The sequence below is a fragment of the Methanogenium sp. S4BF genome, assembly GCF_029633965.1.
Classification (GTDB): domain Archaea; phylum Halobacteriota; class Methanomicrobia; order Methanomicrobiales; family Methanomicrobiaceae; genus Methanogenium.
Window position 1 is genome coordinate 1,163,839 of record NZ_CP091277.1, and the last position, 18,401, is coordinate 1,182,239.

Here is an 18,401-nt window from a genome sequence, read left to right on the forward strand (position 1 = left end):
GATAAAGGTACCGGAGACTATATCCTTATCCATTGTCGGTCAGTGAACATTTTTGCCCAGGCACGGAGACTGCAGGGATCATCAGTCACCCACCCGTCTGCATCCCACGCCGCTGCCCGCCGGTAGGCTTCAGGCGAATTCACTGTCCAGATAACAACAGACAGTCCCTGTCGGTGTGCCTCTGTAGTGAATTCCTGTGTGACAGTGTCTGTACGGGGAAGAATGGCATCCGCACCGGCAGCATGCACCGAGGCGAAGGGGTCTGCACAGTCCGTGGAACAGATGAGTCCCGTCTTTACGCAGGGGAGCAGGCGTTTTGCCTCACGGATACTCTCCGAATGAAAAGAGACAATCCAAAAGGGATCCGGATCATATTCACGGAGAATGCTGCAGATGACTCCTTCTGAACCCGGTTCCTTGATCTCGGCGACAATCCCGCAGGAGGAGAGGCAGAGATCGCATACGTCCCGCAGGGTTGGCACCGGGAGGCCGTCCCCTGCATCAAGCATTTGCACTTCCCAAAGAGTCCTTCCACCGACCGGCCCGCTGCCGTCTGTGGTACGATCAAGGGTAGCATCGTGGAGGATCACCGGAATATGATCTCTTGTCAGGCGAATGTCAATCTCCACAAAATCCGCACACCTCATCCCTTCTTTCAGAGCAGATACAGTGTTTTCCGGATGCACAGCCCGTGCCCCCCGGTGTCCGACGATAAACATACAATCCCCCCCTTCTGTCTCCATATCACATGTAACTGTCCCCCTGTCTGAAAGAGAGACAGAGAAAAAGAACCAAGAAGATAGAGAGAGGTGAACAAAACAGGAAACCCATTCAGGACAGAGTGATTAAAATGATCAGAAAAAGAAACCTTCGGCTCATCGCCGGGGGGGATTTACACATTTATCCGGCTGACGAATCAGCGTCCGTGCCGGATTCACCGAATGATATCCGTGAAATGAACTCCCGGATACCGGAGCGGCAAAAAAGAAGATTAGTATCTTCTGTATTCGGTACGCGGCCTCTGGGGACGTGCTTCATCAATTCTAAGAGTGCGGCCGGTAAATTCAGTCTCATTGAGAGCTTCCATTGCCTTCTCTGCCTCTTCAACTGTGCCCATCTCAACGAACCCAAATCCCTTGCGTTCAATGACACGGACATCCTTAACATCGCCAAAATCTTCGAATAATTCTCTCAGTTGAGCTTCTGTAACTGAATACGTAAGATTGCCAACGTATAACTTGCTGCTTTCCATTTAAGTACTCCAATCTGGGATAGTATCTCAGATAGTATGTATTATCTTAGCGCTCATCGGTTATATTATGTCGTTCCGCACCATGTGATTTTATATCCCGATGAAATGACAAACCGGTGCATCATTCTCCATACGGGATCTGTCCTGAGCATCGGACGGTAGTTTTTTAAAAGAACACATTCCCCTGCAGGCAATACACCAATTATACTCCAATAATCCCCTGTATATTCCCATACCGATGAATTTAGAAGAGTCTTCTGTGTGAATGACCGGGTGCTGAAGTTTGACTCATGACATTCTCCCACACCCTTCCAGCCATCCCTGCAGTGGAATATGCAGCAATCCGGCGGCTTCTGTTTCCAACCACGGAAGAGTATCCAGACATTACCGCAGGATAAAGAAGACCATCAAATAAGGCAGGCATTGCCGTTTTATAGAAATCATATCTCCGGACCTCCGGTCCCTTACGTGCGGCAGTTATATTCATGGTATACACGGGGATCAGCCGAATTCACATCACATGCCGGTGGTTTCCCGATGACCATCACCTATTTATTTCCTGACATACAGTCTGGGAATGGTGAGAACCATGATCTGTATGGGGTATGCAAATCTCTCAGCCGAAAACATCGAGAAGGTAAAGGCAATTGAAAAAGAGATGAACGTAACACTTCTGGCGTATGAAGTTCCTGCCTACTCATCTCTGAAGGAAGACGACCTGAAAAAGATCAAAGACCTTGAAAAAGATCTGGGACTGTCACTGGTTGCATACGAAGTGTGATCAGACAAATCAACTCAATTTCACTCAATTTTACTCAGTTTACCACAATTCAACTCATATTTTGAATGCCTGAATGCTTCAGGAGAGAGGTGCACCCGCGTTCACACCCGGGACAGGGATGCGTTCACAATACCTTCGAAGAAAAAAGAACAGACCCGACAGCGGTATAACCAGGATAATCCGGCAAAATGTGTCTCCAGCATATGAACATCGTGTAAATCATATTCATCAGATGGGTCCTTTCCAAATAAATTCCTGTATTTCCGTAAAATATCAGTTATTTATGAAAATAATCATAATACATGCTAATTTGAATGATACATCAGGGTAATACCATCCATAACTACGATGACGTAAGAAATACTGCATTTAAGCCATTTAATCCAATATTTACAAAATTTAACAGCATTCAGCCAAATTTGCAACATCATCATCCGGCATAGATATAAATAGAATTGCCCCACCATCCGTCATCGTATGGAAGGGATAGAATTAACCATTCAGACACGGGCATTCCCCAGCCACGGACGGGCCCGTGTCCATGAATCAGTATTGCCCATGCTTGGGGTAAAAGAAGCGGAAGCCATAGAGGTAAAGAAGTTGCCCCTGATTGAGGACGAAAAACCAAAGCAGGTCACCCTCAGCATCTACGCTGACGCCATGGTTGAAGAAGGAGTGATACGGATAAGTCCGGAAGATATTGCAAAACTTGCTGCAGCAGAGGGGGACGTAGTTTATGTGCAGCGGAAGGTTCCCATAACAGAAGCTATCAGTAAAAAGGCAGGCCAGACAGGACATGCAGTCAAAGAAGGAGTCACTCATGTGGGGGAAAGTATCGAAAAAGGTGCAAAAGGGGTTGGCGCAAAAATAATGCCGGGGAAAGAAAAAGACGAACCTGAAACTGAACCTGAACCCAAACCAGAGGAGTGAGGGAAAATGGCTGCAGAGTCATTTGCTCTTGAATGGTGGGCCTGGTTTCAGTCCTTCATATGGGTCATACTCCTCTTAATCGGCCTCATCATTCTCTATTACATCATCAAAGAGATACACGATTCAAAAGTGACACCCCGGCTTGCAGAGATTGAACTGGAGAAGGAAAAACTGCAGCTGATGAAACTCGATTATGCCCACAGGGGCCAGCCGTTCTTCCGGGTCACCCCGGAGAAACTGGAAGAGATTAACACCCTTGACCAGGAGAATACCAGACTGGAAGCTGAAATCTTTGCAAAACAGAATGCGGTTGACCAGAGAATTCAGCGGCTGGAGAATTCAGTGAAGAGCACAAAACTGGATCATCTGGTTGAGAAGATAAAAGACGAGGAGAGGAAAATCCGGTGATGCATTATGTATGAAACAGAAGGTTCCGGGACACAGCAAAAGACCTCATTTACCGAATCACTGGCATCAGTACCAGGGTCTATTGACAGAAGTCTGCCATCGATGGATAAACGGCTGGGGAAATATATTGATGCCCACATGTCACCTATCATCTCAGAATGGGGACTTGTCACACGATTCACCCTTGATAGTCTTGAGCACCGTCTTGATGCGGTCAGTGCAGACATTACCGCACTCGAGAAGGAGAAGCTCGCACTGAAAGAGCGGGCGTCTGCCTTTGAGCAGGCCCTGAGTGAAGCGGAGGAGAAATGATGGCAGGGTTTGACGATTACATGAATACCTATCTTGACCGCAGGATGAAGGATATCATTGATGAATGGAATCTGGGCACCATGCGGGATTTTGGTGATTATCAGGATCGTCTGCGTATGGTCGAAACAGAAATACGGGAGATGGGCCGGTTTACCGCGGAAGCCGGCATGAAACTTACCGATATGGAACAGAGGCTTGAGAAAGTCAGGGAGGCGAAACGATGACCATTGCTGAGATCATCCTGATTATCGTCGTTATCGCACTCATCGCATTCATTCTCTATTACTACTTCAGAGGATCATCCGGGCAGGTGTCAATAAGCCGCCCGATGGAAAGCCGGGTGGATGAGTATCTGGACCGCCATTTTGAACATATGGTCGAAGAATGGTCCCTGATGGATAAATATCAGGTCCGGACATTTCGTGAACATAATGACCCGGCACTCATCAAAGAAGAAAAACGCATGGATGGCCTGAAAGAGTTCAGGCATGAAATGACAGACACCCTTACCGGCCTAGAGGAGCGCCTGAATGTTCTGGAGACAGAGATCAGCGGGAAATAACAGAAACGGTGAGCAGGGCCGGTTTTACTCACAGCTGAAAGGTGATATTCCTTCCATGCGGAAACAGGGTGAGCCTCCGCAGAAGGACCCGTCTTCCTTCTCAAAGCATTACTGTGATCTCTGCAACGATGTCTTCCCTCTTACCAGGTTGCGCCAGTGCACGCTCTGCGGAAGATGGGCCTGTACGTCCTGCTGGACACAGGAATTCTACGTCTGCAAATCCTGCCACGGTGCATATAAACTTCACATTCAGCCAACAGTGTCTTCAGATTCTCTCAAAGACGAATAATACAAGAAAAAAGGGGTTTCATGATGCTGCTGAATATCCCTGCGGGAAATGGCAAAATCCCCGTCACAATTTTTGCTGGTTATCTCCCAAATGAGAGTGCTATAGCTTTTTCAATGTGCTTTTTTCCATCTTCGGCCTTTCCAAGCCGGGTCAGTATCTGCCCTTTGTAATACCATGCTTTCGAATGGTAGGGATCAACTTCAATTGCCCGTGTGTATAAGTCCAGTGCCTGCTCGTCGGCACCCTGCTTTTCTTTGCAGTGCCCCATTACACAGAGCGCAGAGGAGAAGTTCGGCGAAAGGCGTACCGCCTCTTCAAGCGTTTCCATTGAACGTTCATAGTCCTCCCCGTGGTACAGTTCACACGCCTTCCGGTAGAGATACTCTGATTCTGCCTCTATCTGTATCATTTCTTTTGTCCTCATCTGTTCACCTCCCCAACCAGACATACAGTATGCTGTCCGGGTGGACAATCTCCACATTTTCATCAGAGATAAAATAGAATTACGCACCTCAACTATGCATGGCACTCCAGAACCCGGCAGAATACTCCAACAGGAATCGCCTGTTGAGCCACAGCAATCGTTCAAAATCATCGGGAAGTCCGGTTTTGGGCTCCTCACTCAATACTATTAACAGGTCTGCCGTGCCGTCAGACATTTCCGGCAGGTGAAAACCGTCACATACAAAAAACCCTTCTCACGAAACAGGACAAAAGGACGGTAAAAACCGGTCTGTCACAGCAGTCTCCCGGAAACGCGTTCTCAGGAAAACAGATCAGTTCTGCTCGGCCGCGGATCATCGACAGGGGAGATGACATTATTCAGATGAAAGGACACTCCTTTCACAGAGCCTGCAGGCCCCATGGATTTCTTCATCCGGATAAAAAAACTCCAGAAAAACCATCCGAAAAAAGAAGCAGGAATTCGTCTTATTCTGCAGCCTGTAAGGTGAACCGGATTGCAGCACCTTCTTCAGGCTTCCCCCGTACACGGTCGTCCGCCCGGATGGTGCCCCCGTATTCTTCCACCAGGCTCCGGGCAATGAACAGTCCCAGCCCTTTCCCGCTCCGGCTCCCTCCTTTCCGGAACCGGTCAAAGATCAGGGGTTTCATATCATCAGGAATTCCCGGACCGTCATCTGCCACACAGACTCCGACAACAGGCCCTTCCTGTTCGACCGTGATGGTGATCTCCGGTTCCGGAGCCGCAAATTTGGCGCTGTTTCCCAGGAGATTCATAAAAATCTGTCCAATGAGGTCATCAGCGAGGACACATACATCCGTCCCGGAATAGTGGAAAATGACATTCCCGTATCGGAGCATCTCCGTTCGGATGACAGCATCAAGGTTAACCGCACGCAGAGCGGCGGTCCGCTCATGCAGTGTCCGGATGGTGGAAACATTCGTGATGATATCAATACTCTGATTCACGGATGAAAGGGATTTCTCAGCATATTCCCTCTCTTTCCCCTCCAGCGAATCGGAGAGGATCTCAAGATATCCCAGCGCACCGGCATTGGCATTATTGATGTCATGCGCCATAATATCGAGATAGAGATTCGTCTCATTATTGGCCATTTCGAGCCGTCTGAGTAAAAATGCCCTCTCTACCGCAGTTGATATCTCTGAGCGGACCGTTTCCAGAAACGCCTTCGCCTCATCTGAAACAGGGGGATTTGCCCCATTGAAAAGGAGAATGCCCCCCACAACCTCCATATCATGAACCAGCGGGAGAATTGCACCATTGATTATCTCAGGGTTCCGGAAGATGAAGTCAGCCGCTCCGGCAGTATCCTGACTGCGGGACAAAAATACGGAATTGCCGCCGGAAACAACATTTTCTATCAGAGGATTTTTGAGATCCAGAGTCCTGAACCTCTGTATGACCTCTCTATTGTCAGGATCTTTTCCGTATGTATACCTGCACTCTGCAGACTGATGGTCTTCACGAAGCGAGAATATTCCCCCCATCCGGTATCCAAGGAGATTCACCGTCTTTTCCAGCAGCGCAGAAAGAATCGCATCCGGATTGCCTGACCGATTCCCGATACTGATGATCTGATTCAGATTATTGAGATTCTCATTTGAAATCCGCAGGTTTTCCTGTGCACGCAGAAGTTCATTGTGCTGCAGAATGGCTGCCTCATATGCAGAGAGGAGAAAGTCAAACGTCTTCATGCGGTCTGCAGGGAGATGGTAATTTTCACCGTCATGGGAAACGTCAATCGATTTCACGCCATTGTCTGCAGCCACACGCCGTTTTGGTGCAGAGAGGATACTCTTCACCCGCCCGATAAGGTATTCCTCATGGTAGGGTTTCGTGATGAAATTGTCTGCTCCTGCCTGAAGAGCACGAGCAACATCCCTGCTGTCGGAGAGGGCGGTGAGCAGGATAATCGGAATTTCGCGGAGTACAAGGTCTCTTTTCAGCGTTGCACAGAGTTCATACCCGTCCATCACCGGCATAATAACATCACTGATTATCAGAGACGGTTTTCTTAACCGAACCAGTTCGAAGGCTCTTTTTCCGTCTTTTGATATCACTGCCTCATAGCCATGCCGCTTCAGCATATCTCTCAGGACTTCGGCCTGAGTACGGCTGTCTTCGACAATCAGGACATACATATGCTCACCACGTCTATCGTGTATAAAATAAAAATCACGGAGATGTTTAATATTCCGATGGATGTCTGTCTGAATGAGATGATGAAATACCAGGACAATCCCACCGATTTGAGGACTTCTCAGAAGAGAGCGATTCATGACCAGAAACAGCCTCTCAAAAAGATTCAGCTTAAACAGACCCGCCGCACCGGAGAAGTAAAAATAGGATGGAAATTTGGTTTCGGTCACCCAAAGTGATAGACCGGAAGATCTGCCGGTGACACCCGGCCTGCCATAACAACAGCGGCAGTCTCCCGGGCCAGAACGAGGAGGTCATCACGGCCCAGAACGGCATCCGGTTCGTCCCCCACTTCACATCCGCGGACCGGATACATCTTATCAAAGCCAAGCTGCATGAACGTCGTGTTGTATTTCCGCATCATATCGTTCAGGTACTCCCGGGGCATGTTCTGTGTCACCACAAAGACCATCTTTTTTCCGGCGGGAATCCGTAAATCACACTCACCTTCCGTGTAGCCGAAGAACCCGTACCACCGGTCAAGGCACGCCTTCAGAAGCCAGGATACGTCTCGGAAATAGACCGGTGTTGCAAGAAGCACGATATCTGCTGCAGCGATGGACGCAAGCACCGGCGTGAGGTCATCGTCAAGGATGCATGCCTCAGCCCGCCCGTCCTTGCAGGCCATACACCCGATGCATCCCGTGAACTTCATCGTCCGCAGAGAATACCGCTCCACCACTGCCCCCAGCCTCTCTGCTTCAAGGAGAAATTCCTCAGCTAAAACATCACTGTTTCCGTCCCGTGGACTTCCGAATACTGCTGCACACTTCATCTTTTTTCACATCCTTTCGCTGACAGACAATACGTTCCGGGCATCACCCGATGCGAAGACAAAGGGCGCATGATATGAAAAAGGATGTGGTGCATTGCAGAAAGGATACACGTTTTGAAACCGGGCATTACACTGACCATTTCTTCACCCGGCGTATGTACAGAGCAGTTCACAGTTTCTGCAATGATGAACCGTATCTTTTGCGGGGTCACCGGGAGTCCGGAGCGAAACGGATGCCTTGTCTGCATTCATCCGGGAGAGGCACCGGTCACGGCTGTAATGTCCGCCGGAAAATGCCTGCTGCGGACAGTGCATCCGGCACGGACGGGCGCATTCACTGCATGGAGTCAGACATTCACGAACCCGTGCCGCCTCCACATCAAGGTCTGCCCATAATGCCCGAAACCGTATCCGCGGGCCGAAATTGGGCACAATGACCAGATTGTTCATCCCGAACACACCCAGACCGGCAAGAACTGCCGCATCTTTCAGGTAAACGCCACCGTCAGAGACGGCATATGGTATGTCATGCGCCTCGCGCCCATAGGCCTCACGAATCCACCGGGAGAGTGCAGTCGTGATCCCATACAGTATGCGGTCTCCGGGTGTGCTTCTGCCCTCCTCCCACCAGTCCATCTCCGGGTGCTCCGGGTCATGATACAGCCCAAGCACGATGACTGAGCCGGAATCACGGGCAAGCCCCTGCGGGCCGGCACGCTGTGCAGAGGGGCAGTCTGTGAGCATCTGCACCGGAACAAATCCTGCGACGCTCGCACCGAGAAGAATGGCTCCCTCAATAGCGGCGTCCATGATCTGACGGTCCGAGTCTCCCTTCCGTATATCCTCCGGAACCTTTCGTTTCATCATATCCCCGGCATTCCATAGGCACGTTCGGTGAATATATATGTGTGCCCGGAAATGAAACAGCACATCCCAATACATCACCGGGAAATTTTTCCGAGAAATACGAAAAAATGATGCCGTGCGGATGGCGATGGCTGAATGAATATCAGGTGCATATGCATCCCTGAGGAACGCCGGTGAGAGATAAACAATTATATTCGGACACCCCGGAATCCCGCAGAAACGACAAGGGAAAAAATAACAGACTCAGGAAATCCTAATCCGACCCACCGGAGTCTTCAAAGAATTTCATACCCGCCGGTGCATGTTTCCCCACTTCCTTGTAAAAGTATTTCACATACACCGGGTCTGAATCCTCAATCGACTGCTGAACAGTGCGAACCAGCCAGGTTGGCAGAATATCTTTCTTATCCAGTGAGTTCATAATCACAACAACTGCTTCATCCACATCGGTATTATTTTTCCATCGGTATCCCATGACACATCACCTGCTGTCCTGAGGGGGTATAATGTGAAAGCTATATATATACATAACGCAGGCCCGGGTGAACCGCTCTGCTGATGATTATTCCCCTGCATGGCACGCATCCTCCCAGAGAGACTTCCGGTAGATCAGGTTGAGCGCCAGAGCAAGCCGTTCACAGAGGCTTTCAGACCATACCCTGCCAGTGCATGACCGGTGTTCTTCACCATGCCTGAATCGTCCGGGACAGTGGTTCCCCCCTGCCGTCTCTGCCTGAAGAGCCGGGTCTGCTTCAATCGCTGAAAAACAGTCAGCGATCACCTGTGGTGCCGGCCAGCCACCCGCCCCCGGTTTCATGGAATAGAGGCCCGTCCTCCCGACCACACGAATTTCTTTGAGCCCGAAGAGGGATGCCTCTTCCAGATCGCTTCGGGTAAAGGAACGGTCTGAAGGGTGGTTATGGGTCAGAATACACCCTCTGATCTGCTGAGTCATCTCTTCAGGGATAACGGTAAAAAACCCTCTTCCGGTGTCAACGGCACGCAATGTCAGTACCAAAGCCCCTTCTGCAGAGAAAATCCCCGTCATCTCAGCATCAGTCAGGCACCGGATGGTGCGTTCAAACCGGAGAATAGCCGGGTGAACCGTAACAACAGGATCAGTATTCATGCTTTCCGCGTTCTGCGCACCATCCCTTCCCCGCCGGAATACCGGAACCACGGTTGAGCGGTATCTATCCACATCCGGACCATGGTTTGATTCAGGCGAATACTATCTCTTCTGCTTATGCTATTCAATGGTTCTGCCGGAATCACGGATAGCTCACAACCAGACAGGACAGGGAGATACACAGAAGGCTCATCTGTACATCAACTCCATTGCGGAAAGATGTCCTGTCAGGATACGAAATGCAGGCAGTTCAGATTACCTGCAAGAGTCCTTATTCCCCGTCATTCTGCCCGAAGATCCCGTCCGGAATGATCCGGGGTCCAAAAACAGCATTTCTACCGGTTAAAAGGGAGATGTGGCACCTGCAAGGAATAATGCTCCCCCTTTTTTGGATAAGCGGTGATCCCCACAAATGTTTCCGGAACACCGGCCTCCGGTGATCTCTTCAGGGTCTCGGAAAAACCCGCAATTTTGAGCAGAGGGGAGAAGATACCGATTCAGAAATCTCATCCGTCCCGGGTGAACCCGGCATCTCACGCATCCGGGGATGAACATAGGGAACCTGCCCTTAGAGGTCACAGGAGATGATGTCAAACGGATATCTCTCTGCAAGCGAGCGAGAGTGTTCCTTACTATACCGCAGGGACTCATCTGCACGTTTTCGCCAGGTAATATCCCGGGATATACCGAGTATGGCAAGCGGCTTTCCATATCCATCCCGCAGGCACCGGACGGAGTTTTCCACCCAGATGGTAGATCCATCCTTACAATACTCCTCTGTCTCAAAGAAAACAGTGCGGTCCGGATCAGCAGTCCCGGTTGCTTCACGTGCCAGTTCTTCCTGGAACCGTTTCATGACCAGTTCACAGGATGCCGGTGTCATCTTCTCTTCAAGGGTCTGGGCCAGATCCTCTTCAACCGTGAAACCACGCATTTTTTTACACGACGGGCTGACATACGTCAGGTTAAATTCCATATCAAACATCCAGATATTATCTGCGACATTATCTGCAATGAACCGGTACCGCTCCTCACTGTGCCGCAATGCCTCCTCTCCTCTCCGGCGGGAGACGGCATACCGGATTTTATTTGTGAGTTCGGCAAACTGCGCCCGGGGGACACCCCCTTTCTGGATGTAGAAATCAGCCCCGTAATTGAGCGCTTCTATAACCACCTCCTCACGCCCACGCCCCGTGAAGATCAAAAACGGGATACCGTTCCCCTCAGCCCGAACATGTTTCAGGAATTCGATGCCCGTCATCTCCGGCATCTCGTAGTCAGATACGATGGCATCGAACGGTTCTTCACTAAGTTTCCGAATGGCTTCCAGGGCATTCGGTGCGATGGTCACATCAAAGTTTCCGGAACGTTCAAGGTATTGTCGGGTTAGTTCAAGAAGTGCAGGCTCATCATCAACATATAAAAGAGAGATTCGTTGTGATTCAGTGCCTGCAGATTCCATGAATTAACATTTCACAATACATATTAGATAATGTTTGGGAAATGTCACAGGGATTTACAGAAAATAAATCCAGCTCAGTTAAAAGAGAATGACCTGGTTGTTGTTTTTTTTGTCCGGCTCACATTCGTGAAGACAGGCATTCTCCGCAATATTCAGGAGGCAAAGACGGAATTGGGGGAGTCATATGGATTACCCCCGCAGGATAGAGTTTCCGGATTGATCTGCTCCGGCATCGGCAGTATGGAGAGGATACCCAGACAAGTACCAATACTACCGGTCTGAAAAACATTCACCCGGAATGTGCCATGGATTCATTCAGCCACCGTTATACGGAATAGTTTGTCGCCAGGTCTGACCGGAAACGGTAATTTTATTCCGCAGTTCTCCCCTTTCCTGACAGACGGCACAGACCGGTGATGGACCTGTATCTCTTCGATGACATGGTAGTGCGCCGGTGTCTTTTTGCCGTAGATCAGAATGGTATCACCGACACTCAGCCCATCGGCACGGATGGCAAATTCCGCCACCTGAATGTTCGTATAATAGTTCACCACCTCGCCGCAGTAGGCCTTTGCCTCGGTGGCGGCAGGACCACGGCTGCACCATTCGGCATCCAGACCGTGGTAAAACCCTTCGGAGAACCCTCTGTTGTAGGTCTTTGCCAGCTCTTCTTTGAGCCGGGCGCCAAGCAGGGGGGTATACTCTCCGGCATCAATTGCATCCAGCGCCCGCCGGTAACAGGACACTGCTGTTTTTACATATTCCGGAGGCCGGATGCGTCCTTCAATTTTAAACGAACGGATGCCTGCTGCGATCAGGTCGGGCAGGATCTCAATCGAGCACAGATCCTTCGGGCTGAGGACATAATTATGCCCTATAATATACGCATTGTCCTCATCCTCCACATCGGTTATACGGTACAGCCGGCGGCAGGGCTGTATGCACTGCCCCCGGTTGGCGGATTTTCCGAATGTTTCAGCAGACAGAAAACACCGCCCCGACTCACTCACGCACATCGCACCATGGACAAAGGTTTCGACATCACAGTCCACCCCATCCGATTTCGCCAGTCTGCATATATGAGCGATATCCTCCAGAGCACATTCCCGCGCCAGAATGATACGGGAGGCACCCAGTTCTGCATAGAATGCAAATGCCTGATAGTTGGAGACACTTGCCTGTGTGGAGATGTGAACCGGGATACCTGCTTCCCGTGCCAGACGAAACACGGCCATATCCCAGCAGATAATGGCATCCACGCCGGCATCTTTGGCAGCAGACACAATCTGTGCCAGTTTCTGCATCTCGTGATTGTGATAAATCGTATTGAGGGTCAGGTATCCCTTTGCCATGTGTCCATGCAGATACCGCATGATACCCGGCAGTTCATTTATCTCAAAATTGCCGGCGTTATCCCGCATATTCATATGTTTAATGCCGAAGTATACGGCATCAGCTCCATTTTCGATAGCTGTCTGTAGACAGGACCAGGTACCGGCCGGGGCCAGAAGTTCAATATTTTTCATGGGTTTCCTTCACACACAGGGAATAGTATCGTCAATATTGTCAGTATCGTCATTCAGGAGTATTACCGCTCACGGTTCCGGCATAGGTTTCCCGGTCTGACCGGAGGCACGGATGACAGGGCGTCACCATTCCACTCTCAGACTGCACCCCCAAACTGATTATCGGGCATGCATAATCAATCCTGCCCATTTCCGGGTCACGGGAACAGAACCCGAAAAAATCGGAAAAAAAGGGAGATGTGCCTAATCCTGCCGCGACTCGAGTTCACGTGCCAGCCGGGACCTCTCAAGGGCGACTCCCAGCTGGAGACCGATGGAAGAGATATTTTCGAGGCTGGTTGGCATATAGGGCTTTACGTCCCTGCTGCCCATGTTTAAGAGACCCACGACCGTGTCACCGGTTTTTATGGGCAGGATGAGGAGAGTGCGCAGCCCGGTTGCCCTCATTCCGGGGTCCAGCATGGCGTACTCAGGCATCTCGGAAGTGATATAGATGATATTTCTCTCCCGGAAGGCCCGTTCAAAGAGGCCGTTGAAGATACCGGAAATGCACATATTTCTCAGGCTCTCCGGCATGTTCCTGTGCACCCTCGCTGTCATCTCATCCTTCTCATCCTTGAGATAGACACAGCCCATCTCAAATCCCAGCGACGTCATCGCCGATTCAATGGACTTCTCCAGAATCAGGGTCTCATCACGGGCATCATTCAGGATTCCTGATATCCCGTTCATCGCAAGGAGCGTGTTGATATACTCAGACCTCTCCCGGTCCAGACGCTGCATCTTCAGGGCACCGGATATTTCATCTGCGACTATCTCCACATTTTCAATCTCTGTTGTGCTCACATCGGTATCCATGACCAGCAGTATTGCTCCCATCGCCCTCTCCTCCTCGATTATCGGAACGGCGATGGCGCTTTTCACGGCGGGACTGCCGGTACCTTCACTCAGGCAGGCAATAACAGGGTCGCCATCCCCGGCGGAAACATTTTCAAGGGTTGTCATGCACCGGGTAATAAGGGGAGAGAGAACGGCCTGCATCCCGTCGGTTACGGTGAAGGTACTGTATGGAATCTGCAGATCAGCCATGAAGACAGCACAGTGAACAAATGGCAGCAGCTTATCCCTGACGCCTGTCATCGCCTCTTTCAGGAGGTGCGCCTCATCATGGGCGGTGCCGGCCGCACGGATGATGTACAGCAGTGCTTCCAGCTGCCTTCGGCTGCGTTTGTGTGCGGAGAGATCTTCTCCTGTGAGGGAAAAACACCCGGCCGGGCCTCCCGGAGCAGGAGGAAACAGGGAAATTTTGTATGGCCGGCAGACCCCTGCCTTCTCCCTGAGATCCAGTTCCATGGAGAAAGCATGGCCGGTCTTTTCTGCCCTCATTGCCCGCTCCAGCCTGTCCGCCTGATGCGGCCGGATAAGCTCCCGGATGGTTGCGGCTTCAGGGAAAAGAGATGAGAAGAGCCTGTTTCTAAAGATAATCCGTAAATCCGCATCCACCGTCAGCACAATAATATCAGGATGATTCAGCCGGTCTTCCAGCTCCGCCTCCCGGAGCAAAATTCCGGTGAGCTCGCATGCCATGGACGCAAGCATCCGGACTTCACGGTCCATGGATTCACCTTCCGGACGGACAGACACCTCCATCCCTGCATCAGGCGTCTGTTTCAGCATCCATAATTTGCTGCGGCCAATGTGCCTGAAGTCCAGAATCTCCTTTGCATGGAGGACGCCGAGGTACTTGAGCACCGTTGCCCTGCTCTTGCCCGTTCCCATCGCAATTTTGTCGAGCATGCACTCTTCCGGGGAGTGTGACCGGATGTATGACAGGATCCGTTTTTCCGTATCAGAGAGATCAGGTATTGGCACCATATGAATCTATACGATATAGTCTAACGCCTGCCCACTATTTGAGGATACCGGATCCTGCCGCATTCCCCTAAACACATGTGAAAAGAATATTCCCCCCTGTTTCTGAAATTGAAGAGAATCAGGGAAATGTATTAATAGTAATTATACTATACCATATAGTTAGACAACAAAGTGAAAAAGGCAGACACCTGCGATGAACTTTGAGAATTGTGGAGAGTGAACAATGACATACGAAATAATCGGAAAAGAACTGAAAGAACTGCTGAATCTGAAGGGCAGCCCGGTTGCCGTGAAACTTATCCATTCCGGGGCAGAAATCCCCGCCGGCTACGAAAAGGTGCCGGAGAAGAGCCGCCACTGCCAGTTTGTGCAGGACGCCCGGCTGAAAGGGATGAAAGGGTATGCGACAAAAGAGGAGCACATGTGCACAGGAGGTGCCGGCGTCATGGGCATCGAAGCCCTCCCGGAGCAGGTGGCCACCGGAAGCACCTATCACAAACTGGGCAATTTCAAAACAGCAGAGGGAGCCCTCGACACGGTGAGCGCGATTCCGAAGAGCACGGAGAACCACTACGCCTCACTCTACTCGCCGCTGGAGACAGCCGAATTCGAGCCTGACGTCGTCGTCATCGTTGCCACACCCCGGCAGGCGCTGCGACTGAGCCAGGCATACATCCATGAAAAAGGCGGCAGAATCTCCAGCGACTACTCGGGCATCCAGTCACTCTGTGCCGATGCCGTCGTCGCTGTGAGAGAGAGGGGCGTCCCGAACATGACGCTGGGCTGCAATGGCTCGCGGAAATTTTCCGGGATTGCAGAGGAGGAAGTCATTCTCGGCATCCCGCCGAAGAACCTGCCGGCCATCATTGAGGCGTTGAAGACATTCAGTGAGAAGTGGGGATAACATGGTAAAGACCATCAATGCGCAGGGAATCAAATCCCCCAATGCAGCCATCCTCGCAGATAATGTCATCAAAAACCGGGATGACGCCGGGGAGGAGATACGCTTCCTCCTCAGCCCCGGTGCGGAAGCAGGCATGGATGCCGTCGCACGGAAACACGGATACGAACTGGAGATCACGCCATCCGGCAGTCTCACAGAGGCACGGATGATGCCAACAGGAACGACCATGAGAGAGATTGACGTCAGGGGAGACTTCTGTCCCGGCCCGGTCATTACCGTAGGCAATATCCTTGCCACCCTCCCGGCGGGAGAGAGAGTCAAGGTGATAGCCGCAAGTGAGGATACGCTGGATGACATCGCAATGGCGGTCAAATCCTCCGGCTCCGTGATTGCCGGACGGGGCACCGACGGGGAACAGCACTTCCTGATCGCTGAAAAGGCAGAGAAGCAGGAGTCAGTCACTGCCGTGATGAGCAAAGACCGCGTGGTGATTGCACAGAGCAGTGGCATCGGCAACGCAGAGCGGGCATATGCAACCTTCCTCTTCTCACAGGTCGCCCTGAGCATGGGCAAGAAGGTCACCATCTTCCTGTTGATGGATGGTGCAGGCATCGGGAAGAAAGGCAATGCCGCCGGGGTGAAGCATCCTGCCTTTGAGCGGCTTGACCTCCTTATGGACGAGGTCATCAAAGCCGGTGCAACAGTCTATGTCTGTGAACTGAGCGCAAAATTCCGTGGCATCGGGCCGGAGAGCCTTGTTGACGGCGTGCGGCTTGCCGGCGCAGCAACATACCTTGAGCTCCTGAGCAACCCGGCAAACGCCGTCGTAAACTTCTGAGGTGAAAAAATGGAAATAACATATCAGGTAATCGCCCTCGCGGTCATGTTCAGCGGCATCGTCAGCGGATTTATCACCTTCAGGATGCTGGGGATGAAACTGGCACCCCACTTCGGTGCGCTCATCCTCGCCCTCCTTGCCACCATCGCCGCCATCCTGACCGGAAATATCGCCGTCGCCTATGGAGCGGCACTCCTGCAGGTCGCAGCGGCACTCACGGCCTACACACAGATGTGGACAACGCTGAAGTACAGTTTCCAGACATCACCGGGATACGCCCCTCACCTGGCCCTGGTGACGATGCTGCCGGTGCTTGCACTGGCAGGAATACTGCTGTAAGCAGTGCAGACCACCAGCCTCTCACACAACCCACCCATTCTTTTTTCAGACCGGCATGAAAAGGAACCAGGCCCAGTATACAAGGGTCTGGGCAAAGGTCAAAGGAATGCCAATCCGGGCAAATTCGAGAAACCGGATGCTCATCCCTTCTTTTTCAGCATTCTGTATGATGATGACGTTGCTTGCGGCACCGAGAATAAGGAGGTTTCCCGCAAGCGTGCTTCCCGCGGCAAGCGCCATGAGTGCGGCGTCCGATGCCCCCCCTCCCGTTATCAGCGGGAGGGCGAGTGCCACGAAGGGGACGTTGGAGATAAACTGGCTGACGATGATGCCCAGCGTGAAGATGACCGGCACGCCGGTGACCGGATACGCCGCAGACGCCATCGACTGCTGGAAGAAACCGGTGTCCCAGACGCTCTGCATCAGAACGAAGAGCGCCGCAAAAAAGACAAGCGTCTCCCAGTCGATATGCCGCACGATATGGACCCGTTTTGGTGAAAAGACGAGAACCGGCAGTGCCGCACAAACGGCGATGGCAGTCAGGGGGATGGTGATCCCGGTCTCAAGGAATACGAGGAGCACCCGGAGCCCTATAAGCAGGAAGATCAGAACAAGCGACAGCAGTGCAGGGCGGGTGAGGGCGGAGTCACCTGCCGCTTCCGGGGCAGGTGAGGAGAGGACGCATTTGCCGAATTCACGGGGATAGAACACCTTCATCGCACCATAGACGAGCAGGAGCCCCGCAGCGGACGGGACCGCAAGGTAGAGAATAAATGTCAGAAACGGATTTTCAAGGCCGCCTTCGAGTGCGATAAGGAGATTCTGCGGATTCCCTATGGGGCTTACAACACTTCCCGTGGTGACCGAGAAGGCAAGGACGAGGAGCAGCATCACCGGCGATATATTGAATTTCTTCGCGAGATACAGGACGAAGGGGGTGCCGATGATGGCCACGGTGTCATTCATGAGCACGGCGGAGAAAAAACCGGTGACCGCGATTAAGAGCAGGATGAACAGATCCATGCTCATCTCATGCCGGAACAGCCGGCTGGAAAGGGTTATCAGAAGTCCGCTCTCCTGAATGGCCTCCCCGACAACAAACATCCCGAAGAGAAAGATCATGACATCGGTGTTGATGGCATAGAGCGCATCCAGAGGAGATATCTGCCCGAGGATGAGGACGGCAAGGGCTCCCCCCAGCATGATCTGCCAGATGGCAAGCCGGATGCCGCCAATATTACGAAGCGCAATCAAACCGAGCACAAGGGCCAGAATGACTGCGACGATGACTGCCTGATTCATCGGGGTTATTGCACTGTGACGTTATATTCTGAAATATAGGCAATAAAGACCGGTGATTGCAGAGGGACCATGGCATACTCAACGAACCGGAAATCCGGATGCAGGCAGCAAACACAGAAATCCGGCACTGGCCAGGACACCAGTTTTTTACTGAATTCCGTGACCGA

The 18,401-nt window shown here is 51.5% G+C and carries 23 protein-coding genes; 11 read left to right on the forward strand and 12 right to left on the reverse strand.

Annotated features, from left to right (window positions below; genetic code table 11):
- Nucleotides 1-17: 17 nt before the first annotated feature.
- Together L1S32_RS05725 and L1S32_RS05730 are read right to left on the reverse strand one after the other, a co-directional pair.
- Nucleotides 18-743: a glycerophosphodiester phosphodiesterase gene (locus L1S32_RS05725; RefSeq protein ID WP_278156906.1), complete on the reverse strand. Its 726-nt coding sequence runs from the start codon at nucleotides 741-743 to the stop codon at nucleotides 18-20.
- 248 nt (nucleotides 744-991) lie between these two features.
- A complete protein-coding gene (locus L1S32_RS05730; protein WP_278156909.1) occupies nucleotides 992-1,252 on the reverse strand; it encodes an RNA-binding protein in 261 nt (86 codons plus the stop codon).
- Between the two features lie 589 nt (nucleotides 1,253-1,841).
- Between L1S32_RS05730 and L1S32_RS05735 the strand changes: the two genes are divergently transcribed.
- The 7 genes from L1S32_RS05735 to L1S32_RS05765 all read left to right on the forward strand — a co-directional run bounded on the left by L1S32_RS05735 (nucleotide 1,842) and on the right by L1S32_RS05765 (nucleotide 4,534).
- On the forward strand, nucleotides 1,842-2,033 hold the full coding sequence (locus tag L1S32_RS05735) for a hypothetical protein (protein WP_278156910.1): 192 nt from the start codon (nucleotides 1,842-1,844) through the stop codon (nucleotides 2,031-2,033).
- 477 nt (nucleotides 2,034-2,510) lie between these two features.
- Nucleotides 2,511-2,963, forward strand: a complete 453-nt coding sequence (locus tag L1S32_RS05740; protein WP_278156912.1) for a hypothetical protein — start codon at nucleotides 2,511-2,513, stop codon at nucleotides 2,961-2,963.
- A 6-nt stretch (nucleotides 2,964-2,969) separates the two neighbouring features.
- Nucleotides 2,970-3,371: a hypothetical protein gene (locus L1S32_RS05745; RefSeq protein ID WP_278156914.1), complete on the forward strand. Its 402-nt coding sequence runs from the start codon at nucleotides 2,970-2,972 to the stop codon at nucleotides 3,369-3,371.
- A gap of 6 nt (nucleotides 3,372-3,377) precedes the next feature.
- A complete protein-coding gene (locus tag L1S32_RS05750; protein WP_278156916.1) occupies nucleotides 3,378-3,683 on the forward strand; it encodes a hypothetical protein in 306 nt (101 codons plus the stop codon).
- Nucleotides 3,680-3,907 (forward strand): hypothetical protein, encoded by a 228-nt coding sequence (locus L1S32_RS05755; protein WP_278156918.1) that lies wholly within the window; start codon nucleotides 3,680-3,682, stop codon nucleotides 3,905-3,907. The genes L1S32_RS05750 and L1S32_RS05755 overlap by 4 nt, the downstream gene beginning before the upstream one ends.
- Entirely contained in the window at nucleotides 3,904-4,245 is a 342-nt protein-coding gene (locus tag L1S32_RS05760) for a hypothetical protein (RefSeq protein WP_278156920.1), read from the forward strand. The genes L1S32_RS05755 and L1S32_RS05760 overlap by 4 nt, the downstream gene beginning before the upstream one ends.
- Before the next feature lie 55 nt (nucleotides 4,246-4,300).
- A complete protein-coding gene (locus L1S32_RS05765; protein WP_278156921.1) occupies nucleotides 4,301-4,534 on the forward strand; it encodes a hypothetical protein in 234 nt (77 codons plus the stop codon).
- A gap of 79 nt (nucleotides 4,535-4,613) precedes the next feature.
- Here the strand turns inward: L1S32_RS05765 and L1S32_RS05770 are convergent, their stop codons facing one another.
- The 7 genes from L1S32_RS05770 to L1S32_RS05800 form a co-directional block, all read right to left on the reverse strand.
- Entirely contained in the window at nucleotides 4,614-4,958 is a 345-nt protein-coding gene (locus L1S32_RS05770) for a tetratricopeptide repeat protein (protein WP_278156923.1), read from the reverse strand.
- 506 nt (nucleotides 4,959-5,464) lie between these two features.
- Nucleotides 5,465-7,159: a response regulator gene (locus tag L1S32_RS05775; protein WP_278156925.1), complete on the reverse strand. Its 1,695-nt coding sequence runs from the start codon at nucleotides 7,157-7,159 to the stop codon at nucleotides 5,465-5,467.
- A gap of 224 nt (nucleotides 7,160-7,383) precedes the next feature.
- A complete protein-coding gene (locus L1S32_RS05780) occupies nucleotides 7,384-7,992 on the reverse strand; it encodes a flavodoxin family protein (protein ID WP_278156927.1) in 609 nt (202 codons plus the stop codon).
- 144 nt (nucleotides 7,993-8,136) lie between these two features.
- Nucleotides 8,137-8,859: a hypothetical protein gene (locus L1S32_RS05785; RefSeq protein WP_278156929.1), complete on the reverse strand. Its 723-nt coding sequence runs from the start codon at nucleotides 8,857-8,859 to the stop codon at nucleotides 8,137-8,139.
- Nucleotides 8,860-9,112: 253 nt separating this feature from the next.
- A complete protein-coding gene (locus L1S32_RS05790; RefSeq protein WP_278156931.1) occupies nucleotides 9,113-9,334 on the reverse strand; it encodes a hypothetical protein in 222 nt (73 codons plus the stop codon).
- A gap of 87 nt (nucleotides 9,335-9,421) precedes the next feature.
- Entirely contained in the window at nucleotides 9,422-9,988 is a 567-nt protein-coding gene (locus L1S32_RS05795) for a hypothetical protein (protein WP_278156932.1), read from the reverse strand.
- A 568-nt stretch (nucleotides 9,989-10,556) separates the two neighbouring features.
- Complete coding sequence (locus L1S32_RS05800; RefSeq protein ID WP_278156934.1) at nucleotides 10,557-11,450, reverse strand: response regulator; 894 nt, start codon at nucleotides 11,448-11,450, stop codon at nucleotides 10,557-10,559.
- Between the two features lie 30 nt (nucleotides 11,451-11,480).
- On the opposite strand from L1S32_RS05800, the gene L1S32_RS05805 reads away from it, so the two are divergent.
- Nucleotides 11,481-11,732 carry a hypothetical protein gene (locus L1S32_RS05805; protein ID WP_278156936.1) on the forward strand — a complete coding sequence of 84 codons (252 nt, stop codon included), beginning with the start codon at nucleotides 11,481-11,483 and terminating at the stop codon, nucleotides 11,730-11,732.
- 29 nt (nucleotides 11,733-11,761) lie between these two features.
- Here L1S32_RS05805 and L1S32_RS05810 read toward each other — a convergent pair whose 3' ends face one another.
- Both L1S32_RS05810 and L1S32_RS05815 read right to left on the reverse strand, forming a co-directional pair.
- Nucleotides 11,762-12,976 (reverse strand): peptidase U32 family protein, encoded by a 1,215-nt coding sequence (locus L1S32_RS05810; RefSeq protein ID WP_278156938.1) that lies wholly within the window; start codon nucleotides 12,974-12,976, stop codon nucleotides 11,762-11,764.
- 243 nt (nucleotides 12,977-13,219) lie between these two features.
- Nucleotides 13,220-14,773, reverse strand: coding sequence for a GAF domain-containing protein (locus L1S32_RS05815; protein WP_278156940.1), 1,554 nt, complete (start codon nucleotides 14,771-14,773; stop codon nucleotides 13,220-13,222).
- Nucleotides 14,774-15,074: 301 nt separating this feature from the next.
- Here L1S32_RS05815 and L1S32_RS05820 point away from each other — a divergent pair, with 301 nt between their 5' ends.
- Genes L1S32_RS05820 through L1S32_RS05830 form a run of 3 tightly spaced genes read left to right on the forward strand, consistent with a single transcriptional unit; the run spans nucleotide 15,075 to nucleotide 16,932 of the window.
- On the forward strand, nucleotides 15,075-15,755 hold the full coding sequence (locus L1S32_RS05820; RefSeq protein WP_278156943.1) for a DUF169 domain-containing protein: 681 nt from the start codon (nucleotides 15,075-15,077) through the stop codon (nucleotides 15,753-15,755).
- 1 nt (nucleotide 15,756) lies between these two features.
- Complete coding sequence (locus L1S32_RS05825) at nucleotides 15,757-16,593, forward strand: DsrE family protein (RefSeq protein WP_278156945.1); 837 nt, start codon at nucleotides 15,757-15,759, stop codon at nucleotides 16,591-16,593.
- Between the two features lie 9 nt (nucleotides 16,594-16,602).
- A complete protein-coding gene (locus L1S32_RS05830; RefSeq protein WP_278156947.1) occupies nucleotides 16,603-16,932 on the forward strand; it encodes a DUF5400 family protein in 330 nt (109 codons plus the stop codon).
- Between the two features lie 45 nt (nucleotides 16,933-16,977).
- Here L1S32_RS05830 and L1S32_RS05835 read toward each other — a convergent pair whose 3' ends face one another.
- Nucleotides 16,978-18,234: an SLC13 family permease gene (locus L1S32_RS05835; RefSeq protein WP_278156949.1), complete on the reverse strand. Its 1,257-nt coding sequence runs from the start codon at nucleotides 18,232-18,234 to the stop codon at nucleotides 16,978-16,980.
- Between the last annotated feature and the right edge of the window lie 167 nt (nucleotides 18,235-18,401).